This is a genomic window from Cellulosimicrobium protaetiae (genome assembly GCF_009708005.2).
Classification (GTDB): Bacteria; Actinomycetota; Actinomycetes; order Actinomycetales; family Cellulomonadaceae; genus Cellulosimicrobium; species Cellulosimicrobium protaetiae.
In genome coordinates, this window is sequence record NZ_CP052757.1 from 3,095,876 (window position 1) to 3,117,982 (window position 22,107).

Genomic DNA, 22,107 nt, shown 5'->3' on the forward strand with positions numbered 1-22,107 from the left:
GTCAGGAGGGAGGCGGGACCGTCGGCACGGCCCGCCGGGACGTCCTCTCCCCGAGATCCGAGGTGATCGCCATGCCCACCATGCGTGCCGCCGTCGTCCACTCCTTCGCGGACCCGCTGAGCGTCGACGAGATCGAGGTCCCGTCGCCGGGTCCGCACGAGGCGCTGGTGAAGGTCGACTACACCGGCGTGTGCCACACGGACCTGCACGCCGCGCACGGCGACTGGCCGGTCAAGCCGTCGCCCCCGTTCGTCCCGGGCCATGAGGGGGTCGGGACCGTCGTCGCCGTCGGCGACCAGGTGACGCGCGTCCAGGTCGGCGACACGGTCGGCAACGCCTGGCTGTGGAGCGCGTGCGGCGAGTGCGAGTACTGCGAGACCGGGTGGGAGACCCTCTGCCCGAACCAGAAGAACGGCGGCTACTCGGTCGACGGCTCGTTCGGCCAGTACATGCTCGTCGACTCGCGGTACTGCCCGGTGGTCCCGGACGGGGTCGACCTGTCCGCCGTCGGGCCGATCCTGTGCGCGGGCGTCACCGTCTACAAGGGGCTCAAGGTCACGGACACCCAGCCGGGCGAGTGGGTGCTGATCTCGGGGATCGGCGGCCTCGGGCACATCGCGGTCCAGTACGCGGTCGCGATGGGTCGCCGCGTCGCCGCGGTCGACGTCGACGACGAGAAGCTCGCGCTCGCGCGCAAGCACGGAGCGGAGGTCACGGTCAACGCGGCCACGTCACCCGACGCCGCGGCCGAGATCCAGGAGCAGACCGGCGGCGGCGTCCACGGCGCGCTCGTGACCGCCGTGAACGCGCACGCGTTCCCGCAGGCGGTCGGCGCCCTGCGCCGCGGGGGCACGGTCTCGCTCGTCGGCCTCCCGCCGGAGAAGTTCCCGCTCGACATCTTCACGACCGTGCTGTTCGGGCTGACGGTCCGCGGGTCGATCGTCGGCACGCGCAAGGACATGGCGGAGGCGCTCGACTTCTTCGCGCGCGGGAAGATCAACCCGACGTTCGCCGTGCGCCCGCTCGACGACATCAACGCGATCTTCTCCGAGATGGAGGAGGGCGCGATCGACGGGCGCATCGTCATGGACATGCGGTCCTGACGCGCACCGCACCGACCCGTACCGCGGCCCGCGACCCGTCCCCGGGGTCGCGGGCCGCGGCCTGTGCACGACGACCCGAGGGTCGGCGGGTGCGCCTACGATCGTGCGGGTGAGCCCCACCGACCCGTACGCCGACCTGCCCTTCGACCCGGCCGACGAGCCGCCGCTCGACGAGCCCGCCGACCCGTACGGCGACCCCTGGGCAGGGGCCGCGCCGTCGGGGCCCGGACCGGACGCGGCACCGGAGCCGCGCGCGGAGGCAGCGGACGGCACCGCCGTACCTGCCGGTGCGCACTCCCCCGCGCCCGACGGCGGGGAGGCCGCCAAGCGGGCCAAGCTCGCCATGCTGCGCGGGCTGCTCGACGGCCAGTCCCTGCGCGAGGACGCCGAGACGGCGCTGCGCGCGCTCGTCGGCCGCGACGACGCGGTGCTGCGCGAGGACCAGTGGCGGGCGATCGAGGCGCTCGTCGCGTTCCGGCGGCGTGCGCTCGTCGTGCAGCGCACCGGCTGGGGCAAGTCCGCCGTGTACTTCGTGGCCACGCGTCTGCTGCGCGACCGCGGCGCAGGTCCGACCGTCATCGTCTCCCCGCTCCTCGCGCTCATGCGCGACCAGATCTCGGCCGCGGCCCGGGCGGGCATCAAGGCCGTCACCATCAACTCGGCCAACGTCACGGAGTGGGACGACGTCCACCGCGCGATCGCTGCGGGCGAGGTCGACGTGCTGCTGTGCTCGCCCGAGCGCCTCAACAACCCCGGCTTCCGTGACGAGGTGCTTCCCCGGCTCGCCGCCGACGCGGGACTCGTCGTCATCGACGAGGCGCACTGCATCTCGGACTGGGGCCACGACTTCCGCCCCGACTACCGGCGCATCCGCACGCTGCTCGCCGACCTCCCGCCCGGCATCCCCGTGCTCGCGACGACCGCGACGGCGAACGAGCGCGTGACCGCGGACGTCGCGGAGCAGCTCGGCGTGACCGCCGCCCACGCGTCCGGAGCGGGCACCGGTGCCGGCGGCGAGGCGGGGCACGAGGACGTGCTCGTCCTGCGCGGCGGCCTCGACCGCGAGTCCCTCCACCTCGCCGTCCTGCGCCTGCCGGACCAGCCGACGCGCGTCGCGTGGCTCGTCGAGGCGCTGCAGGACGTCGACGGCTCGGGCATCGTCTACTGCCTCACCGTCTCCGCGGCCGAGCAGGTCGCGAGCCAGCTCCGCGCCGCGGGCCTCGCCGTCGCCTCGTACACGGGCCAGACCGACCCGGCCGAGCGCGAGCGGCTGGAGGAGGACCTCAAGGAGAACCGGGTCAAGGCGCTGGTGGCGACCTCGGCGCTCGGGATGGGCTTCGACAAGCCCGACCTCGCGTTCGTCGTGCACCTCGGCGCACCGAGCTCGCCCATCGCCTACTACCAGCAGGTCGGGCGCGCGGGCCGTGGCGTGGACTCGGCCGTCGTCGTGCTGCTGCCCGGCGAGGAGGACCGGCGCATCTGGGAGTGGTTCGCCTCGACCGCGTTCCCGCCGCAGGCGCAGGTCCGCACGACGCTCGACGCCCTGGGCGCGGGCGGCACGCAGTCCGTCGCGCAGCTCGAGACGCAGGTCGACCTCAAGCGCTCACGCCTCGAAGGCATGCTCAAGGTGCTCGACGTCGACGGCGCGGTCCGGCGCGTCAAGGGCGGCTGGGAGGCCACGGGCGAGCCGTGGACCTACGACGCCGAGCGGTACGAGCGTGTCGACGCGACCCGCACCGCGGAGCAGCAGGCGATGCTCGACTACGAGGCCACCGACGGGTGCCGCATGGCGTTCCTGCGCGCGGCGCTCGACGATCCGGAGCTCGAGGACGGGTGGCGCTGCGGGCGCTGCGACACGTGCGGCGGCGTGACGCTCCCGGCGCTCCCCGACGCGGAGGCCGTCGCCGCGGCGCGCGCCGACATGGATCGCCCCGGGGTCGAGGTCGTCGCGCGCCGCCAGTGGCCGAGCGGAATGGACCGTCTCGGGCTCGACCTGCGCGGGCGGCTCGGCGCGGGCGAGCTCGCCGAGACCGGACGGGCCGTCGCCCGCCTCGACGGGCTCGGCTGGTCCGCGCCGCTGCGCGAGCTCTTCGCCCCCGCGACGCCCGACGGCGACACGCCCGTCGCGCTCCGGCGCGCGGCAGCGCGGGTGCTCGACGAGTGGCCGGAGCTGTACGAGGGCGCTCCCCAGGCCGCTCCGGACGCCGACACCGGCGAGGACGGGGCGGCGAGCGCGCCGGAGCGTCGGCTGCTGGTCGACGGCGTCGTCGCGGTGCGTTCCGTGACCCGACCGCGCCTGACCTTCCACCTCGCGAACGGGCTCGCGACCTACCTCGGCAAGCCGCTCATCGGCGCCGTCGGCCCCGTCCCGGGGCGCGAGGAGCCGGGCCGCCACGACGTGAACTCGGCGACACGCCTCGCAGCCGTCGCGGGCCGCCTGCAGCTCGAGCTGTCGGACGCCGCACGGGCCGGGCTGTCCGGGCGGCGTGTGCTCCTCGTCGACGACTACACGGAGTCGGGGTGGACGCTCACCGTCGCGGCACGACTGCTGCGCCAGGCGGGTGCGACGGCGGTGCACCCGTTCGTCCTCGGCGTGCGCTGAGCCGGGCGGGCGACCCGGCGCGCGCCACACCGCGTGCAGGGCACGTGCGGGCCTCGGTGCGCGTCACGCCGAAGGGGCGCGGCGCCGTCGAGGCACCGGGTTCGCGCGAGGTCCGCGCGCCGCACGGGCGGACCTCGCGCACGGCGTCAGACGAACCGGGCCCGCACCGCCTCGCCGTGGGCCGGGAGGTCCTCGTCGTTCGCGACGGCGACGATCCGGTCCGCCAGGTCCTCGAGCGCGTCACGGTCGTACTCGATGACCTGGACCGCCTTGACGTAGCTGTGCACCCCGAGACCGCTCGAGAAGTGCGCGCAGCCGCCGGTCGGGAGCACGTGGTTCGACCCGGCCATGTAGTCGCCGAGCGAGACGGGCGACCACGGGCCGACGAAGATCGCGCCCGCGCTCGTGACGCGCTCGGCGAGCGCCGCGGCGCCGTCCGCCTGGATCTCGAGGTGCTCCGCGCCGTAGGCGTCGACCACCCGGAGACCGTGCTCGAGGTCGTCCACGAGCACGATCGCGGACTGCGGACCGGCGAGCGACTGCGCCACGCGTGCCGCGTGCTTCGTGGCCGTCACGAGGTCTGCGAGGCGCGCCTCGACCGCGGCGGCGAGCTCGACCGACGGTGTGACGAGCACCGCCGCCGCGAGCGGGTCGTGCTCGGCCTGGCTGATGAGGTCCGTCGCGACGTGCCCCGGGTCGGCGGTGGCGTCCGCGAGGATCGCGATCTCCGTGGGGCCGGCTTCGGCGTCGATGCCGACGACGCCGCGGACGAGCCGCTTGGCCGCGGCCACGTACACGTTCCCCGGTCCGGTCACGACGTCGACCGGCTCGCAGAGCACGTCCCCGTCCTGCGGCTCGCTGCCTGCGGCGCCGTAGGCGAACATCGCGACCGCCTGCGCGCCGCCCACCGCGTAGACCTCGTCGACACCGAGCAGCGCGCACGCCGCGAGGATCGTCGGGTGCGGGAGGCCGCCGTTCTCCTTCTGCGGCGGCGAGGCGACCGCGAGGCTGCGCACGCCCGCCTCCTGCGCCGCGACGACGTTCATCACGACGGACGACGGGTAGACCGCGAGCCCGCCGGGCGCGTAGAGCCCGACGCGACGCACGGGCACCCAGCGCTGGCGGACCTGGGCCCCGGGCGCGATCTCGACCGTGAAGTCCTGCGGGCGCTGCGCGGCGTGCACGAGCCGCACGCGGCGGATCGCCTCCTCCAGGCCCGCCCGGACGTCCGGGTCGAGGGCGCCCAGCGCGCTGGCGAGCGCGTCGACCGGGACGCGCAGGTGCTCGGGGCGCACACCGTCGAACCGCTCGGCGTACTCGCGCAGCGCCTCGGCACCACGCGCGCGGACCGCATCGACGATCGGGGCGACCCGATGCGCCGCGTCCTCGACGCCGAGCTCTGCGCGCGGCAGGGTCTCGACGAGCTCGCGTGCGGACAGGGAACGCCCTCGGAGATCGATGCGGGAGATCATGGGACGAGTCTAGGAGCCCGCACGTCGCTGCGACGAGGTGTTTCGCCCACCGGTCGCACCGTGCGGGTCGCGGGTCACCGCATCGCGCCCACCCCGCTCGGGCGGGGAGAATGGGCGGCATGAACGCCCCTCACGACGCCCGCCCGGTCGAGATCTCCGACGACGTCATCCGCCTCGGCCAGTTCCTCAAGCTCGCCGGGCTCGCCGAGTCCGGCGCCGAGGCGCGCGAGCTCGTCACCGAGGGCGAGGTCCGGGTCAACGGCGAGGTCGACACGCGTCGGGGCCGCCAGCTGCACCGCGGCGACGTCGTCTCGGTCGACCACCCCCAGGGGACCGAGAGCGCGACCGTCGCCTGAGCGAACCGTCAGGCCATGTAGGTCGAGGCCATCACCTTGTCAGGCGTGAGGCGGAGCACGACGCGCTCGGGGTTCGGGTCGAGCGGTCGGTACCGGCGGGCGTAGCGCGCGACGGCGTCCGCCACCTCGTCCGGGTCCTCGACGACCTCGATCGTGCCCTCGAGAGTGATCCAGCGTCCGCCCTCGACCTGGCACACCGCGGCTCGCGGCGCGCCACCGTGCGCGCCCGGCCGCCGCGCGTTGCGGGCCTTGACCGACGCGCGGTTCGTCGTGATGCGGAGCACGCCCGCGTCGGCGTCCCACGTGAAGGCGACGGGGACGACGTGCGGCGTGCCGTCGGCGCGCAGCGTGGTGAGCGTGGCGAGGTGGCGCTCGGTGACGAAGACGAGCTGTTCGGGGTTGAGGCGGATCACGGCGTCGAGCCTACGGGCTCCGGCACCAGGCACGGCGTGAGCCCGCTCACCGGACACGCGGTGCGCGCGTCGCTCCCCGCCGCAGCAGCCGCGAGCCCGTCTCGGTCGCCCGTCCCCTGCCGGGCTCCACGGGCTGCTCGGCCATCGGGATCAGCCGACGAGGCACGACGGGCCGAGCAGCGCCTTGAGGTCGCCGAAGAGCGCCGGTGACTTCTCGACGCGCAGCCGGTCGCCCGCGCGGACGACCGTCGTCTTGCCGGGCTCGAGCACCTGGACGTGCACCTCGGCCGACCCGGGGTGCGTCGCGAGCACCTCGCGCAGGCGCAGGATGATCGGCTCCACGCACCGGGTGTGGGACACCTTCACCGCGAGCGGCGACTCCGCACCCACGGTGATGTCGGGCAGCGAGACCTCCATCGCCTGGAGCTGCATCGTGTCGTCCCGACGACGCACGCGGCCACGGAGCACGACCACCTGGTCCTCCGCGAGGATCGTGGAGTAGGCGAGGTACGTCTCGCCGAAGAACATGACCTCCACGGCGCCCTCGAGGTCCTCGATCGTCACGGCGGCCCACGGGTTGCCGTTCTTGCTCATCTTGCGCTGGAGCGAGGTGACCAGGCCGGCGACCACCACGGTCGAACCATCCGGACGGCCCTCGTCGGCGAGCAGGTTCGCGATGCCCGTGTCCGCGGCGCGCGAGAGCACGTGCTCGAGGCCCGAGAGCGGGTGGTCCGAGACGTACAGGCCGAGCATCTCGCGCTCGAACGCGAGCCGCTGCTTCTTGTCCCAGTCCGGGAGGTCGGGGACGTCCACGCTGAAGGACATCGCGGGGTCGTCGCCACCGAGGTCCGCGAAGAGGTCGAACTGCCCCTTGGCCTCCTCGCGCTTGACGCTGATGACCGAGTCGACCGCCTGCTCGTGCACGACGAGCAGTGCCCGCCGGGCGTGCCCGAGCGAGTCGAACGCGCCGGCCTTGATGAGCGACTCGATGGTGCGCTTGTTGCAGACGACGGCGGGCACCTTGTCGAGGAAGTCCGTGAAGGACGTGAACGCGCCCTTCTCCTCGCGCGTGCGGATGATCGCGTCGACGACGTTCGCGCCGACGTTGCGCACGCCCGTGAGACCGAAGCGGATGTCGTCGCCCACGGCCGTGAACTTCGCCGCCGAGTCGTTGACGTCAGGCGGCAGCACCGTGATGTGCATGCGCCGGCACTCGTTGAGGTAGAGGGCCAGCTTGTCCTTGTCGTCGCGCACGCTCTGCAGGAGCGCCGCCATGTACTCGGTCGGGTAGTTCGCCTTGAGGAACGCCGTCCAGTACGCGACGAGGCCGTACCCCGCCGAGTGCGCCTTGTTGAAGGCGTAGCCGGCGAAGGGGACGAGCGTGTCCCAGACCGCCTGGATCGCGCCGTCGGAGTACCCCCGCTCGCGGCAGCCGGCCTGGAAGGGCACGAACTCCTTGTCGAGGATCTCCTTCTTCTTCTTGCCCATCGCGCGCCGCAGCAGGTCGGCCTGACCGAGCGAGTACCCGGCGAGGATCTGGGCGGCGCGCTGCACCTGCTCCTGGTAGACGATGAGCCCGTACGTCTCGTCCAGGATCTCCGCGAGCGGCTGCTCGAGCTCCGCGTGGATCGGCTCGATCTTCTGGAGGCCGTTCTTGCGCAGCGCGTAGTTGGTGTGCGAGTTCATGCCCATCGGACCCGGGCGGTACAGCGCGATGACGGCCGAGAGGTCGTCGAACTTGTCCGGCTTCATCTGCCGCAGCAGCGCGCGCATCGGTCCGCCGTCGAGCTGGAACACGCCGAGCGTGTCGCCCCGGGCGAGGAGGTCGTAGGACGCCTTGTCGTCGAGCGTCAGCGACTCGATCTCGATCGGGTCCTTGCCGTTCATCTCGATGTTCTCGAGCGCGTCGTCGAGGATCGTGAGGTTGCGCAGCCCGAGGAAGTCCATCTTGATGAGCCCGAGGCCCTCGGACGTCGGGTAGTCGAACTGCGTGATGACCGCGCCGTCCTGCGGGCGGCGCATGATCGGGATGATGTCGATGAGCGGGTCGCTCGACATGATGACGCCCGCGGCGTGCACGCCCCACTGCCGCTTCAGACCCTCGATGCCGCGCGCGAGCTCGACGACGCGCTGCGCCTCGGGGTCCGTGTCGTGGAGCTGGCGGAACTCCGCCGCCTCGGGGTAGCGCTCGTGCTTCGGGTCGAAGATCCCCGACAGCGGGATGTCCTTGCCCATGACGGCGGGCGGCATCGCCTTGGTGAGCTTCTCCCCCATGGCGAAGGGGAATCCCAGCAGTCGGGCCGAGTCCTTGAGGGCCTGCTTGGCCTTGATCGTGCCGTAGGTGACGATCTGGGCGACGCGGTCGTCCCCGTACTTCTCCGTGACGTACCGGATGACCTCCCCGCGCCGACGCTCGTCGAAGTCGACGTCGACGTCGGGCATCGACACCCGCTCGGGGTTGAGGAACCGCTCGAAGATCAGGCCGTGCTCGAGCGGGTCGAGCTCCGTGATCCCCATGAGGTAGGACGCCATCGACCCGGCCGCCGAGCCACGTCCCGGCCCGACGCGGATGCCCTGCTCCTTGGCCCAGTTGATGAAGTCGGCGACCACGAGGAAGTACCCCGGGAAGCCCATCTGGATGATGACCTCGGTCTCGTACTGCGCCTGCTTGCGCGACGCGTCCGGGATCCCGTTCGGGTACCGGCGGTGCAGCCCGCGCTCGATCTCCTTGACGAACCAGCTCGTCTCGTCCTCGCCCTCGGGGACGGGAAAGCGCGGCATGTAGTTCGCCGTGGTGTCGAACGACACCTCGCACTGCTCGGCGATGAGCAGGGTGTTGTCGCACGCCTCGGGCAGCTCCGCGAACACGCGGCGCATCTCCGCCGCCGACTTCACGTAGTAGCCGGTCCCGTCGAACTTGAAGCGGTCCGGGTCGTCCAGCGTCGATCCCGAGTTGATCGCGAGCAGCGCCTCCTGGCTCGACGCGTCGTCCTCGCGCACGTAGTGCAGGTCGTTCGTCGCGACGAGCCGCGCGCCGATCGTCTCCGCGAGGCGCAGCAGGTCCTGGGTGACGCGGGTCTCGATGTCGAGGCCGTGGTCCATGAGCTCGACGTAGAAGTTCTCGCGCCCGAAGACGTCCTGGAGCTCGCCGGCCGTCCGCACGGCCTCGTCCCACTGGCCGAGGCGCAGGCGCGTCTGGATCTCGCCCGACGGGCAGCCGCTCGTCGCGATCAGGCCCTTGCCGTAGGTCTGGAGCAGGTCGCGGTCCATACGGGGCCACTTGCCCATCTGCCCGTCCAGCGACGCCAGCGACGACGCCCGGAACAGGTTGTGCAGCCCCTCGTTGTCCTTGGCGAGGAGCGTCATGTGGGTGTAGGCACCGCGCGCCGAGACGTCGTCGGACTCCTGCCCCTGCTGCCCGAACCGCACGCGCGTCTGGTCGAACCGGCTCGTGCCCGGCGTGATGTACGCCTCGACGCCGATGATCGGCTTGATGCCCTTGGCCTGCGCGCGCGACCAGAACTCGAACGCCCCGAACACGTACCCGTGGTCCGTCGTCGCGATCGCCTTCTGCCCGAGCCGCTCGACCTCGTCGAACAGGTCCCCGATCCGCGCCGCGCCGTCCAGCATCGAGTACTCGGTGTGGACGTGGAGGTGGACGAAGTCCTCTGCGGCGGTCGGCATGCACCGATCCTAAGTCGCGGCACCCACGCCCTCGGGCACCGTCGGCCGACTCCGGTGTGCAGCGCCGCACAGTCGTCGCCGTGCCCCGGGAGACGGCGCCGGCGGCACGTCCGGCGACGCGTCAGGAGCTGGTGGTGAGGACCTTTGCGGCGTCGCGGTGGTCGATCCCCGCGTCGAGGTAGACGGGTCCCGCGACGGTGTACCCGAGGCGCTCGTAGAACCCGATCGCCTGGACCTGCGCGGAGAGCAGGACGCGCACGGTACGGGGTCCCTCGGGGCCCGGCACCGCGTGCTCGGCGAGCGCGATCTCCTCCAGCGCGCGCATCACCGTGGCGCCCGCACCGGTGCCGCGCGCGGACGCGGACACCGCGACCCGGCCGACGTGGACCTCGCCCGGGTGCGCCGGGTCGGTCAGGAGCCGGCCCGTGCCGACGACCGCGCCGCCCTGCTCCCGGTCGCGCACGAGGACGTGCGTCGTCGTCGCTGCGGTGTCGAGGTCGTCGATCTCCTCCTCGACGGGCACCCCCTGCTCGTCGACGAACACCACGAGCCGCAGCGCGTGCGCGGCGGCCAGCCCGGCGTCGTCGACCACACGCTCGACGAGGAGCCGGTCCTGGCCCGCCTCCGGGACGCCGCCGCTCACGCGTACGCCCCGCGCAGCACCTCGAGCGCGTGCGCGAGGTCCTCGGGGTACTCGCTCGTGAGCTCGAGCCACTGCCCCGTCGTCGGGTGCTCGAAGCCCAGCCGCACGGCGTGCAGCCACTGCCGGGTCAGGTTCACGCGCGAGGCGAGCACCGGGTCCGCCCCGTAGGTGAGGTCGCCGACGCACGGGTGGCGCAACGCGGAGAAGTGCACGCGGATCTGGTGCGTGCGCCCGGTCTCGAGGTGCACCTCGACGAGCGACGCCGCGGGCAGCATCTCCTGGACCTCGTAGTGCGTGACCGACGGCTTGCCCTCCGCGGTGACCGCGAACTTCCAGTCGGCGCTCGGGTGGCGCCCGATGGGGGCATCGATGGTCCCCGTGGTCGGCTCGGGATGCCCCTGGACGAGCGCGTGGTAGACCTTCTCGACCGTGCGCTCCTTGAAGGCGCGCTTGAGGGCGGTGTAGGCGACCTCGCTCTTCGCGACGACCATGAGTCCCGAGGTCCCGACGTCGAGCCGGTGCACGATGCCCTGGCGCTCTGCGGCGCCCGACGTGGAGATGCGGTAGCCCGCGGCGGCGAGGGCGCCGACGACGGTAGGGCCGGTCCAGCCGGGCGACGGGTGCGCCGCGACGCCGACGGGCTTGTCGACGACCACGACGTCGTCGTCGTCGTAGACGATGCCCATGCCCGGCACGGGCTCGGCGACGACCTCGACCCCCGCCGGTGCGGCGTCGGGCACGTCGACCTCGAGCCACGCCCCCGGCACGAGACGGTCGGACTTGCCGACCTCCCGGCCGTCGAGGCGCACGGCGCCGCCCGCCGCGAGCTCCGCCGCGCGCGTCCGGGAGAGCCCGAGGAGCCGCGACAGCCCGGCGTCGACGCGCTCGCCCGCGAGACCGTCCGGGACCGGCAGCGAGCGGAGGCTCACCGCTCCTCCTCGGCGTCGGCGCGTGAGCTCGGCGTGGAGCCAGGCTCTTCCGTCGGCTCGGGGCGGGCGGCGGGGTCGGGGTCGGTCGTGACCGCCGAGGCGGGGACCTCGGGCACGTCGTTCGCGCCCTCCTCGTCCTCCGCGGGCTTCTCGTCGCCCCCGTGCCGCGTCCCGTCGAGCCCGATGCCGAGGACGGACAGCACCGCGATCATGACGGCGGCGCCGACGATCGCGATGTCGGCGACGTTGCCCACGAACCAGTTCGCGTAGGCGATGAAGTCGACCACGTGGCCGCGCGCGAAGCCGGGTTCACGGAAGAACCGGTCGACGAGGTTCCCGAGCGCACCACCGAGCAGCAGCCCGAGCGCGACCGCCCACGCGCGCGAGCCGATCCGGCTCACCATGCGCACGATGACGACCACCACGGCGACGACCACGATCGTCAGGAGCCAGGTCATCCCGGTGGCGATGGAGAGCGCCGCGCCGGGGTTGTAGATGAGTCGCAGCCCCAGCAGCGACCCGACCAGCGGGATCGTGTCGTCGCCGAGCGTGAGGCTCGACTCGGCCCACCACTTGGTGAGCTGGTCGACCACGAGGACGAGTGCGGCGAGGACGACCGTCCAGACCACGAGGACGCGCCGCGGACCGCGGACGGCAGCGTTCGGGTCTGTGCCCGTCTGGTCGTCGGTCTGGCGGCCGGCCTGGGCCTCGGTCTCGGCGGCTGCGGGTTCGGTGGGCTCGGGGAGCGCGGAGGTGGACATCGGCGGCAAGTCTGCCACGTCGGCCCCGGCCTCGGCGCTGCTCCCTCCCCCGGCGGTCAGCCGGACGGCGCTCAGCGCCGCTCGGCCCGCTGCTTCGCCTCGACCGAGAGGTTGGCCCGCGGGAACGCCTGGAGGCGTGCCTTGCCGATCGGCAGGCCGGTCTCCTCGCACGTCGCGTACGTGCCCGCCGCGATGCGGTCCAGGGCGTGCGACGTCTGCGCGAGGAGGTCGCGCACGTTGTTGACGAGGGTCAGCTCCTGCTCCCGTTCCAGCGCGCTCGACCCCGAGTCCGCCTGGTCGTCGCCCGCGCCGTCGCCGGAGTGCCGCAGGAGGTTCGAGAGCTCTTCGTCGGCGGACGCGAGCTCCCCCTCCAGGCGCTCCTTCTCCGAGAGGAGCTCGGCCGCGAGCTCCTCGGCCTCCCGCAGGGTCCACGGGTCCTCCCCGTCGCGCACGGGGAAGGACTTCACGTCCTTCGCGAGGTTCGGGAAGCGGTCGCGCACGGCCGTTCGGGCCGCGGTGGTGAGCTTGGTCATGTCGCCCCTCCAAGTTCGAGTCACGCGAGAGTAGACGCAGCGGCCGGTACGCACAACACACCACGCCGGACCGCCGAGGCGGAGACGCAGGTGCGAGGCGTACCGGCCGCTGCCGGACGGTCGACGCAGGTGCTAGATGCCGGGCGCGAGGTCGCTCGTGCGGCTCGCCCCGCCGACGTTGCTGCGCGGCGGGAGGGCGCTGCCCCGGTTGTCGAGGTCGCCCAGCAGGTTCTGCAGGTAGCTCTTGAGCCGCGTGCGGTAGTCGCGCTCGAAGATGCGCAGCTCGTCGATCTTGCGCTCGAGGAGCGAGCGCTCCTGCTCGAGCTGGGACAGCGTGCGGTGCGAGGTCTCCTCGGCCTCGCGCACGATGCGCGTGCCCTCCTCCTTCGCCTCCGCGATGAGCCGGTCACCCTCCTCCTGGCCCGAGCGCACGTAGTCGTCGTGCAGCTTCTGGGCGAGCTGGAGCATGCCGGTCGCCGACTCGGGCTCCGCGCCGTTCTTGGCCACGACGGCCTGGGAGATCGGCGCGACGGGTGCGGGCTCGGGCTCGGGCGCCTTGGGCGTCTCGACGACGGCGGGCTGCACCGCAGCGCTGGACGCGTCGGCCCGGCTGAGCTCGGCGATACGACGCTCCGCGGCAGCGAGCTTCGACTTGAGGTCCTCGTTCTCCTCCTGCACGGAGTTGAGGGTCCTCACCACCTCGTCCAAGAAGTCGTCGACCTCTTCGACGTCGTAGCCCTCGCGGAACTTCGTCGCCGAGAACTTCTTGTTCAGGATGTCCTCTGCAGTGAGCAGTGCCATCGGTTCACCTCATCAGGTCTGCGTGTCGGTCCGGGCGACCTCGCGATCACCAGAGTCCAAAGTAGCGGAGATTGCCCCGGGGGGACGGGAGCGGTCGTGCCCTCGCGCGCCGTGCACCCGTGGAGATGACGTGTCGGAGCGACGTCCGGCAGGTCGCGGTCGGGGCGAACCGGACGTAGCGAACGGCCGACCGCGCCCCGACGCATCGCCGTGCGTGACGCGCGTCTCAGAGAGAGGACACGATCTGCGCGGCGATCGTCACGGCGAAGAAGAGGATGATGAACGCCAGGTCGAGGCGCACCTGCCCAAGCGAGAGCGGCGGGATGAGACGCCGCAGCGCGCGCAGAGGCGGGTCCGTGGCCGAGTAGATGATCTCGGCGAGCACCAGCACGGCGCCGCGCGGCCTCCACTCGCGCGCGAAGAACTGCACCCAGTCGAACACGAGCCGACCGATGAGCAGGAGCAGGTAGAGCCAGAGCAGGAATCCGACGATCCCTGTGATGAGGTCCCAGATCACGGGTCAACTGTGCCAGACGCACCGGCCACGGCCGGCCACGGGACACGCGCGTCCCGGACACGACCGGAGGGACGGACACGTCGCCGTGCCCGTCCCTCCGGTTCCCTGCCCGTACGTCGTGTGCTCGGCGGGGCGCACCGCGCCGCGCGGGCGGTCAGCTCTGGTTGTAGAACCCGGCACGCCCGGGAGCCGGCGCGGCCGCCTGTTCCTCGCCCGTGATCTCCACGTGCTCGGGCGAGAGCAGGAACACCTTGTTGGTGACGCGCTCGATGGCCCCGTGCAGACCGAAGATCAGCCCGGCGGAGAAGTCGACGAGGCGCTTCGCGTCCGCGTCGTCCATGTCCGAGAGGTTCATGATCACGGGGGTCCCGCCACGGAACGCCTCTCCGATCACGCGGGCGTCGTTGTACGACCGCGGGTGCACCGTCGTGATCCTGCGCAGCTCGGCGGCCGACATGCTCGTCTGCGGCACCTCGCGCGGTCCGAGCGCGCGGTGCAGCGGCGTCACCTGGGCCTGGTAGTCGTGCGACACGTCCGCCCCCGTCTCGTCGAGCTCGTCGACGTACTCGTCCTGCTCGTCCTCGCCGCGATCATCAGCGAGGCCCAGATACAGCATGGTCTTGCGCAGCGCTCCCGCCATGGGCCTTGCTCCGTCCTCGATCGATCCGTCGGTCCACCGGCCGTCGGACCGGTGCGTTCACGCTAACCGAGGGTGCCGGGCGAGGGCGGGGCGACACGCCCGGGACCTGTCAACCTCACCCAGAGGTCGAGACCGGATCGTGACCCGGTGGTGAGGGGCGCGGTCACCCGTTCGAGAGGGCCACCAGACCGGCGAACCGGCCCGTCGTCGTCCCGGCCCGCGCGGCACGACGGTGCGAGAAGAACCGCTCGTCCTCGAGCGTGCACGCGTCGACGCGCACGACGTCCGCCACGCCGGCGCCGAGGAGGTCGGCCGTCACCCCGGCCGGGAGGTCGAGCGCGGGAGTGCCCCACGACGTCGTCGACCACGTCGTCGGCCGCGCGAGCGCGACCTCGTCCCGCATCGTGGCCGGGACCTCGTAGCACCGTCCGCACGCGCTCGGCCCGACGGCGGCGCGCACCCGTTCGACGCGCGCACCCGCGGTGCGCATCGCCTCGAGCACCGCCGGGACGACGCCGTGCGCCAGGCCTCGCCGCCCGGCGTGCGCCACGCCGACCACACCCGCCTCGGCGTCGGCGAGGAGCACGGGCACGCAGTCGGCCACGAGCACGCCGATCCCGGTCCCTCGCGCCGTCGCGACGATCGCGTCCGCCTCGCCGACCGAGTCCACGAGATCGCCCGCGGCGTCCCGCGGCGGGGCGTCGAGGCGCGCGACGGCGGTCCCGTGCACCTGGGTCGCGAAGGCGACCGGAGCGCCGAGCCAGGCGGCGGCACGCGCACGGTTGCCCCGGACCCGCGACGCGTCGTCCGAGACGTTGAGCCCGAGGTTGAGGGACTCCCAGGGGGCCGAGGACCCGCCGCCCGCGCGCGTCGTGAACCCGGCGCGCACGCCGCACCCCAGGTCGAGCTCGAGCACGACGGGAGGGTCGACGTCGTCGACGCCGACCCTCCCGTCCCTCACGGGGCGGGTGCCCGTCACGATCTACGGCCCGTCACCGACGCGTCACCGCCGTGCCACCGCGTGTCACCGCCATGCCCTCCCGACGGTCACTTGAGGAAGTCGGGGACGTCGAGCTCCTCGACCTTGCGGCGCGCGGGCTCCTCGTCGAAGATCCGCGGCGGGACCTCGACGCCGGCGTTCTGCCCGCCCGGGACCGCGTCGGCGTTCTGGTTCGCCGCCTCGCCCGCGCCGACCACGGTGAACGTCGGCACGGAGGTCGGCTGGACCGGGACCGGGCCCGAGCCGCCGTCGAGCGAGACGGGGACGTCGTCCGGCTCCGGCTGGATCGGGACGACCGGGCGGGGCAGCGTGTGCGCGCCGGTCGTCGGCGCCGGCGGGACCGGGCGCGCGGCCGGCACGACCGGGATCGCGCTCGTCGCGGGGCGCTGCGCGCCCGCCACCTGGCCGAGGGCCCGCGCGTCGCCGCGCACCTGCGGGGCGCCGCCGTCGAACCCGGCGGCGATCACCGTCACCCGCACCTCGTCGCCCAGGGCGTCGTCGATGACGGCGCCGAAGATGATGTTCGCCTCGGTGTGCGCCGCCTCGTGGACCAGGCGGGCCGCCTCGTTGATCTCGAACAGCCCGAGGTCGGAGCCGCCCTGGATCGACAGCAGGACGCCGTGCGCGCCGTCGATGCTCGCCTCGAGCAGCGGGGACGAGATCGCCATCTCGGCGGCCTGGACCGCACGGTCGTCCCCGCGTGCGTTGCCGATGCCCATGAGGGCGCTGCCCGCCCCCTGCATGACGGACTTCACGTCGGCGAAGTCGAGGTTGATCAGCCCGGGGGTCGTGATGAGGTCGGTGATGCCCTGGACACCCGAGAGCAGGACCTGGTCGGCCTGGTGGAACGCCTGGAGGGCGCTGACGTTGCGGTCGGACATCGACAGGAGGCGGTCGTTGGGGATGACGATGAGGGTGTCGACCTCGTTGCGCAGGTTCTCGATGCCCTGGTCCGCCTGGACCGAGCGCCGACGACCCTCGAACGTGAAGGGCCGGGTCACGACACCGACGGTCAGCGCGCCGAGCGAGCGCGCGATGCGGGCGACGACCGGCGCGCCGCCCGTGCCGGTCCCACCACCCTCGCCCGCGGTGACGAAGACCATGTCCGCGCCGCGCAGCACGTCCTCGATCTCCTCGGCGTGGTCCTCCGCGGCCTTCTTGCCCACCTCGGGGTCGGCACCGGCGCCGAGGCCGCGGGTCAGCTCGCGACCGACGTCGAGCTTGACGTCGGCGTCGGACATGAGGAGCGCCTGCGCGTCCGTGTTGATGGCGATGAACTCGACACCCTTGAGGCCGACCTCGATCATCCGGTTGACGGCGTTCACGCCCCCACCGCCGATGCCGACCACCTTGATCACTGCTAGGTAGTTCTGCGGAGTTGCCACGTCAATGCCTCTCGATCGGTCAGCCCTGAACCTTCACCCTCAACTAGAGGGTTATAGTTATGTCAGGTCGTTCATGGGTCGACCGTAGGTGTCGACGTGCCCATCATCAACGACCGCCTCGCGCGTGTCGGGGATCGCCGACGGCAACGGCCCGCGCCACTCATCGGACCACTCATCGCGTCACCGGGATCGTCGGCGCCGACACGTCGTAGAGCGTCACGCCCGCGTTCTCCGGCACGGCCCGCAAGGTCTGGAGGACCCGCACCTTGAGCGCGGCCTCCTCCGAGCTCCCCCACTCCACCACGACACCGTCCCGGAGCGTCATCCGGACCGCGTCGCGGGTCGGGGCGGAGACCTCCGCGACCTGCGCGTGGAGGTCCGCCGGCAGCGCGTTGAGGAGCACGAGCGCTGCGTCGAGCGCCTTCGCCCCCTGGTCGTCGAGCGGCGCGTCGATCTCCGGCAGGCCCTCGGGGACCACGGGATCGGTCCGCACCCGCACGCCGTCCGCGTCGAGGAGCGCGAACCCCCCGTCGACCGGGACGGCGACCACCGGCTCGCGCGACTCGAGCAGCACCGTCAGGCCCGTCGGCCAGGCACGGCGGATCTCGACGTCCCGGACACCGTTGAGCGCGAGGACGCGCTCGCGCAGCGCGACCGTGTCGAGCCGCGGCAGCGGCACTCCCGCGGCCTCGGCGACGACACCCTCGACCTGCGCCGGGTCGACGACCGTCCCCTCACCCGAGATCGTCACGTCCTCGGGGTCCAGGCCGAGCACCGTCGAGAAGAACGCGACCCACACGAGGGCGGCCACGACGAGGACGCCCGACGTCCACCCCAGCACGCGGTTGCGCACGCGGTGGCGGCGCATCGCGTCGCGCTCCGCGAGGCGCTCCGCCATGCCGTGCGACACCACGCCGAGCGGTGCCGTCGGCGTCCCTCGCGGGCCGGTCGGTACGCCGGCCGCGCCACGTCCCCTCCCCCGGACCTGCGATCCCGTCGCGGGACGACCCTGCCCGGCGCGCTCGGCGGTCGACGGCACGAGCTCGCGCCCGGAGGCGGCCACGCGCCGGACCGGTCGCGTGGGCGCCTCCTCGGCCGGCGGCCGGGTGGCCGGCTCCGGCGGCCCGGGCCGCGCAGGCGCGGACGCCGGGGGTCGCGCCGTCCGCTCCCCCGCGGCCGACCGGTCCGGTCGGGGCGCGGCAGGCCGTGGCCGGGGCGGCGGACGCATCAGGCCTCGCCCCCTCCGGAGGACTCGGCGCCGGCGAGCCGCGCGAGGACCACGGCGCCCAGCTCCGTGACGTCGCCGGCGCCGACCGTGAGGACGAGGTCGCCGGGGCGCGCCGCGTCCGCGACCCGGTACGCGGCCTCCAGCCGGTCCTCGACGGCCGACACGACGGTGCCGGGCCCGCCCATCAGGTCGGTGATCGTGTGCGGGCCGACGGACGGGTCGGGGTCCTCGCGCGCGGCGTAGATCCCCGTGACGACGACCTCGTCCGCCGCACCCAGCGCCTCGGCGAACTCGCGCGCGAACGTCGCGGTGCGCGAGTACAGGTGCGGCTGGAAGAGCACGAGCACCCGGCCGCCCGCGGCGACCGGCCGTGCGGCGGCGAGCAGGGCCGCGACCTCCGTCGGGTGGTGCGCGTAGTCGTCGACCACGCGCACCCCGCCGGCCTCGCCGCGTGCCTCGAACCGGCGGCCCGTGCCGAGGAACCCGTGCGCCCCCGCGACCGCCGCCACCGGGTCGACGCCGAGCACGACGGCCGAGACCACGGCCGCCGTGGCGTTGAGCGCGTTGTGGTGGCCGGGCACGCGGAGCAAGAGCTCGAGCCCGTCGACCGGGACCGTCCCGACGACGCCCGTCAGCATGGCGCGCACGCCGACCCGGCTGTCGTCGACGGCGGGGCGCACGTCCGACACGCGCACGTCCGCGTCGTCGGCCGCGCCGTAGGTGACGACCGCGCCACCGTCCCGGGCGTGCGCGGCGGCGAGCGCCCGCGCCCCCGCGTCGTCCGCGCACGCGACGAGCGTCCCGCCCGGCACGATCCGCGCCGCGAAGTCGACGAACGCCTGCTCGAACGCGGCCCGCGAGCCGTAGTGGTCGAGGTGGTCGGGCTCGACGTTCGTCACGACCGCGACGTCGGGCGCGTAGTTGAGGAACGAGCCGTCGGACTCGTCCGCCTCGGCGACGAGCACGTCGGACCCGAGGTGCCCCCCGGCCACAGGACCGTCCGCGGTGAGCACCGTGCCGCCGATCGCGAACGACGGGTCGAGGCCGGCGCCGCGCAGGACGGTCGCGATCATCGCGGAGGTCGTCGTCTTGCCGTGCGCGCCGGCGACCGCGACCGACCGGCCGCGCGCCATGAGGGACGCGAGCGCCTGCGAGCGGTGCAGCACGCGCAGCCCCGCAGCGCGTGCGGCGGCGAGCTCCGGGTTCGACTCGCGGACCGCGCTCGAGACCACGACCGTGTCGGCGCCCGCGACGTGGGCGGCGTCGTGGCCCGCCCAGACGGTCACGCCGTCGGCCCGCAGCGCGGCGAGCGTCTCGCTCTCGCGCGCGTCCGAGCCCTGCACCCGGACGCCGTGCGCGGCGAGCAGCCGCGCGACCACGGACATGCCGGCGCCGCCGACCCCGACGAGGTGGACGGTGCCCAGCTCCTCGAGCGGGACGGGTGGGGTGCCTCCGTGGGTCGTCACGAGCGAGCCCCTGCCGTGCTCGCACCGGCGACCGCCTCGGCGACGAGGTCCGCGACGCGCGCCGCGCCGTCGCGCACCCCCGCACCCGCCGCGGCCCGCGCCATCGCGTCGAGCCGCGCGGGGTCGCCGAGGAGCGCCGGGACCTCGCGCGCGACCCAGGCGGCGTCGAGCTGCGCGTCGTCGACGAGCAGGCCGCCCCCCGCCGCGACGACGGGCGCGGCGTTGAGCCGCTGCTCGCCGTTCCCGATCGGGAGGGGCACGTACACCGCGGGGATGCCCAGCGCGGCGAGCTCACCCACGGTCCCGGCGCCCGCGCGGCACACCACGAGGTCCGCGACGGCGAGCGCGAGCTGCATCTCGGCGAGGTACTCGCGCACGTCGTAGCGCGCCCCGGGACGCGCCGCCACGGCCGTGGCGGCGGCCTCGCGGACCGGACCGTCCTTCCCCTTGCCCGTGAGGTGCAGCACCTGCGCCCCTGCGCCGAGGAGCGCGTCACCGGCGCCCGAGACGGCCTCGTTGAGGCTCTGCGCACCGAGCGAGCCGCCCGTGACGACGAGCGTGCGTCGGCTCGGGTCGAGCCCGAGCCGAGCCGCGGCGTCGGCGCGGACCGCCGCCGCGTCGGCGGACCGCGCGGCCACGAGGTCCTGGATCTCGCGGCGCAGCGGGAGACCCGTCACGACCCCGCCCTTGAGGGGAGTCCCCTCGAACGTCACTCCGACGCGGGCGGCCCACCGGGCCCCGAGCCGGTTGGCCAGCCCGGGTCGCGCGTTCTGCTCGTGGATCACCACCGGGACGTCGCGACGGCGCGCCGCGAGGTACGCGGGCGTCGACACGTAGCCACCGAAGCCCACGACGACCCGGGCGCCCGTCTCGTCGATGACGGCCCCGGCCGCGTCGACCGCGGACTTCAGCCGCCCCGGGAGGTTGACCCACTCGGCGCTCGGCCGCCGCGGGAGCGGGACGCGCGGCACGTGCCGCAGCGGGTAGCCGCGCGCGGGCACGAGGTCGTCCTCCAGCCCGCCCGCGACCCCGAGCGCGGTCACCACCACGTCGGGCTCACGCGCCCGCAGCTCGTCCGCCACCGCCAGGAGCGGGTTCACGTGCCCCGCCGTCCCGCCGCCTGCGAGCACCACCGAACCGATCGTCGTCACGTACCTCGTCGTCCTTCCCTGCGGCGGGTGCCGCTCCTGGCTGTGGTCTCAAGCCGTGGTCTGAATCTGTGTGCATGCCGTGCGGCCCGGGCGTCGACCCGACCCGCGTCCCGGGTCAGCGGGCCCGGCGCCGGGGGCGCGCGGTGCGGCCGACGACGGCGAGCGAGCGTCGCACGACGCTCCCCCGCGCCGCGAGCGCCTCCGCCGCGCCGGGTTCGGTGCGCGCGAACGAGATGAGCACCCCGAGCGCGGCCATGGTCATGATGAGGGCGGACCCGCCGGCGGAGACGAGCGGCAGGGGGACGCCGATGACGGGCAGGAGCCCGATCACGACGCCGATGTTGATGAACGCCTGCCCGACGATCCAGCACGCGATCGCGGCGGTCGTGATCTTGACGAACGGGTCCGGGTGCCGCCGGACGATCCGGCTCGTGGCGACGCCGACGATCACGAACAGGCCGAGGACGAGGAGCGTGCCGAGGAGGCCCAGCTCCTCGCCGATCACGGCGAAGATGAAGTCGTTGTGCGCCTCGGGCAGGTAGCTCCACTTCTCGCGGCTAGCCCCGAGGCCGACGCCGGTCAGCCCACCCGTGCCGAGCGCCCACAGCCCGTGCGTGGACTGGTAGCACTCGCCGAGCGTGTCCGTGCACTCGCGGTAGGTCGCCATGATGCGCCCGAGCCGGTCGCCGCCCGACTGGTTGAGGATGAAGACGTAGCCGACGACGAAGGCCGCCAGCCCCGCGCCGAGCGCGAGGAGCCGGCCGTCGGCCCCGGACACGAAGAACGCGCCGGCGACGAGCGCCATGACGACCAGGGCCGTGCCGAGGTCGTGACCGGCGAGGACCAGGCCGACGACCAGCACGGCGACCGGCACGGCGGGGACCATGACGTGCCGCCACTGCCCGAGCAGGCGCTGCTTGCGCCCGAGCACCGCGCCGAGCCACAGCGCGAGCGCGAGCTTCGCGACCTCGGCGGGCTGGAAGACGAAGACGCCGAGGTCGACCCAGCCCGCGTTGCCGTTGACGTTCTTCGCGAGCGGGGTGAAGACGAGCATCTGCAGCGCGAGCGCCGCGACGAGCGCGGGCCAGGCGAGCCGTCTGTACCACTCGACCGGGACGCGGGTGGCGACCAGGAGCACCGGGAGGCCCATGAGGGCGAACTTCGCCTGGTCCAGGAACGCGCCGAACGGGGACTTCCCCGCTGCGATCTCGGTGACGGCCGAGCTCGAGAACACCATGACGAGCCCGATGATCGTCAGGAGCGCGGTCGCACCGACGAGCAGGTAGTAGCTCGTCACCGCGCTGTTCCACTGGCCGAGCCACGGCCGCTCGGTCGGCGCGGCGGAAGCGCGCGAACGGGGCTCGCGACCCGTCGGCGCCTTCGTCCGGCCCCGTGTCGCGCGTCGCCCCGCGCCCGTGCGAGG

The 22,107-nt window shown here is 73.7% G+C and carries 19 protein-coding genes; 3 read left to right on the forward strand and 16 right to left on the reverse strand.

Annotated elements, in window-relative coordinates:
• Positions 1-71 precede the first annotated feature (71 nt).
• Both adhP and FIC82_RS13280 read left to right on the forward strand, forming a co-directional pair.
• A complete protein-coding gene (gene adhP, locus FIC82_RS13275; protein WP_171445709.1) occupies positions 72-1,103 on the forward strand; it encodes an alcohol dehydrogenase AdhP in 1,032 nt (343 codons plus the stop codon).
• Between the two features lie 343 nt (positions 1,104-1,446).
• On the forward strand, positions 1,447-3,705 hold the full coding sequence (locus tag FIC82_RS13280; RefSeq protein ID WP_154800253.1) for a RecQ family ATP-dependent DNA helicase: 2,259 nt from the start codon (positions 1,447-1,449) through the stop codon (positions 3,703-3,705).
• A gap of 146 nt (positions 3,706-3,851) precedes the next feature.
• On the opposite strand, the gene hisD is transcribed toward FIC82_RS13280, so the two are convergent.
• Positions 3,852-5,177, reverse strand: a complete 1,326-nt coding sequence (hisD, locus tag FIC82_RS13285; protein WP_154798856.1) for a histidinol dehydrogenase — start codon at positions 5,175-5,177, stop codon at positions 3,852-3,854.
• 119 nt (positions 5,178-5,296) lie between these two features.
• Between hisD and FIC82_RS13290 the strand changes: the two genes are divergently transcribed.
• Complete coding sequence (locus tag FIC82_RS13290; RefSeq protein ID WP_053371706.1) at positions 5,297-5,533, forward strand: RNA-binding S4 domain-containing protein; 237 nt, start codon at positions 5,297-5,299, stop codon at positions 5,531-5,533.
• An 8-nt stretch (positions 5,534-5,541) separates the two neighbouring features.
• Here the strand turns inward: FIC82_RS13290 and FIC82_RS13295 are convergent, their stop codons facing one another.
• The 15 genes from FIC82_RS13295 to ftsW form a co-directional block, all read right to left on the reverse strand.
• Positions 5,542-5,946 (reverse strand): pyridoxamine 5'-phosphate oxidase family protein, encoded by a 405-nt coding sequence (locus FIC82_RS13295; protein ID WP_168731850.1) that lies wholly within the window; start codon positions 5,944-5,946, stop codon positions 5,542-5,544.
• 150 nt (positions 5,947-6,096) lie between these two features.
• Complete coding sequence (gene dnaE, locus FIC82_RS13300; RefSeq protein WP_154798857.1) at positions 6,097-9,630, reverse strand: DNA polymerase III subunit alpha; 3,534 nt, start codon at positions 9,628-9,630, stop codon at positions 6,097-6,099.
• 121 nt (positions 9,631-9,751) lie between these two features.
• The gene (locus FIC82_RS13305) at positions 9,752-10,273 is read right to left on the reverse strand and encodes a GNAT family N-acetyltransferase (protein ID WP_168731851.1); all 522 of its coding nucleotides are present in this window, start codon (positions 10,271-10,273) and stop codon (positions 9,752-9,754) included.
• Positions 10,270-11,202, reverse strand: a complete 933-nt coding sequence (locus FIC82_RS13310) for an RluA family pseudouridine synthase (RefSeq protein WP_168731852.1) — start codon at positions 11,200-11,202, stop codon at positions 10,270-10,272. Before FIC82_RS13310 ends, FIC82_RS13305 begins: the two co-directional genes overlap by 4 nt.
• The gene (locus tag FIC82_RS13315; RefSeq protein WP_154798858.1) at positions 11,199-11,963 is read right to left on the reverse strand and encodes a signal peptidase II; all 765 of its coding nucleotides are present in this window, start codon (positions 11,961-11,963) and stop codon (positions 11,199-11,201) included. The genes FIC82_RS13310 and FIC82_RS13315 overlap by 4 nt, the downstream gene beginning before the upstream one ends.
• Before the next feature lie 71 nt (positions 11,964-12,034).
• Positions 12,035-12,496 (reverse strand): TraR/DksA family transcriptional regulator, encoded by a 462-nt coding sequence (locus FIC82_RS13320; RefSeq protein WP_154798859.1) that lies wholly within the window; start codon positions 12,494-12,496, stop codon positions 12,035-12,037.
• Between the two features lie 132 nt (positions 12,497-12,628).
• Positions 12,629-13,297, reverse strand: a complete 669-nt coding sequence (locus FIC82_RS13325; RefSeq protein ID WP_154798860.1) for a DivIVA domain-containing protein — start codon at positions 13,295-13,297, stop codon at positions 12,629-12,631.
• Between the two features lie 226 nt (positions 13,298-13,523).
• On the reverse strand, positions 13,524-13,814 hold the full coding sequence (locus tag FIC82_RS13330; RefSeq protein ID WP_253691129.1) for a YggT family protein: 291 nt from the start codon (positions 13,812-13,814) through the stop codon (positions 13,524-13,526).
• A gap of 154 nt (positions 13,815-13,968) precedes the next feature.
• A complete protein-coding gene (locus FIC82_RS13335; protein WP_047234000.1) occupies positions 13,969-14,454 on the reverse strand; it encodes a cell division protein SepF in 486 nt (161 codons plus the stop codon).
• A gap of 163 nt (positions 14,455-14,617) precedes the next feature.
• Positions 14,618-15,415 (reverse strand): peptidoglycan editing factor PgeF, encoded by a 798-nt coding sequence (gene pgeF / locus FIC82_RS13340; RefSeq protein ID WP_253691139.1) that lies wholly within the window; start codon positions 15,413-15,415, stop codon positions 14,618-14,620.
• Positions 15,416-15,501: 86 nt separating this feature from the next.
• Positions 15,502-16,839 carry a cell division protein FtsZ gene (gene ftsZ / locus FIC82_RS13345; protein WP_168731853.1) on the reverse strand — a complete coding sequence of 446 codons (1,338 nt, stop codon included), beginning with the start codon at positions 16,837-16,839 and terminating at the stop codon, positions 15,502-15,504.
• 172 nt (positions 16,840-17,011) lie between these two features.
• A complete protein-coding gene (locus FIC82_RS13350) occupies positions 17,012-17,902 on the reverse strand; it encodes a cell division protein FtsQ/DivIB (RefSeq protein ID WP_253691141.1) in 891 nt (296 codons plus the stop codon).
• Positions 17,903-18,066: 164 nt separating this feature from the next.
• The gene (gene murC, locus FIC82_RS13355) at positions 18,067-19,533 is read right to left on the reverse strand and encodes a UDP-N-acetylmuramate--L-alanine ligase (RefSeq protein WP_253691143.1); all 1,467 of its coding nucleotides are present in this window, start codon (positions 19,531-19,533) and stop codon (positions 18,067-18,069) included.
• On the reverse strand, positions 19,530-20,684 hold the full coding sequence (murG, locus tag FIC82_RS13360; protein ID WP_168731854.1) for an undecaprenyldiphospho-muramoylpentapeptide beta-N-acetylglucosaminyltransferase: 1,155 nt from the start codon (positions 20,682-20,684) through the stop codon (positions 19,530-19,532). Before murG ends, murC begins: the two co-directional genes overlap by 4 nt.
• 115 nt (positions 20,685-20,799) lie before the next feature.
• Positions 20,800-21,981, reverse strand: coding sequence for a putative lipid II flippase FtsW (ftsW, locus tag FIC82_RS13365; protein ID WP_253691145.1), 1,182 nt, complete (start codon positions 21,979-21,981; stop codon positions 20,800-20,802).
• Positions 21,982-22,107 lie beyond the last annotated feature (126 nt).

Excerpts from the sequence above, each read along its gene's own strand:
- FIC82_RS13290 (WP_053371706.1), top strand. The coding sequence starts at position 5,297 with ATGAACGCCCCTCACGACGCCCGCCCGGTCGAGATCTCCGACGACGTC.
- FIC82_RS13320 (WP_154798859.1), bottom strand. The coding sequence starts at position 12,496 with ATGACCAAGCTCACCACCGCGGCCCGAACGGCCGTGCGCGACCGCTTC.
- dnaE (WP_154798857.1), bottom strand. The coding sequence starts at position 9,630 with ATGCCGACCGCCGCAGAGGACTTCGTCCACCTCCACGTCCACACCGAG.
- FIC82_RS13325 (WP_154798860.1), bottom strand. The coding sequence starts at position 13,297 with ATGGCACTGCTCACTGCAGAGGACATCCTGAACAAGAAGTTCTCGGCG.
- adhP (WP_171445709.1), top strand. The coding sequence starts at position 72 with ATGCCCACCATGCGTGCCGCCGTCGTCCACTCCTTCGCGGACCCGCTG.
- FIC82_RS13315 (WP_154798858.1), bottom strand. The coding sequence starts at position 11,963 with ATGTCCACCTCCGCGCTCCCCGAGCCCACCGAACCCGCAGCCGCCGAG.
- hisD (WP_154798856.1), bottom strand. The coding sequence starts at position 5,177 with ATGATCTCCCGCATCGATCTCCGAGGGCGTTCCCTGTCCGCACGCGAG.
- FIC82_RS13335 (WP_047234000.1), bottom strand. The coding sequence starts at position 14,454 with ATGGCGGGAGCGCTGCGCAAGACCATGCTGTATCTGGGCCTCGCTGAT.
- FIC82_RS13280 (WP_154800253.1), top strand. The coding sequence starts at position 1,447 with ATGCTGCGCGGGCTGCTCGACGGCCAGTCCCTGCGCGAGGACGCCGAG.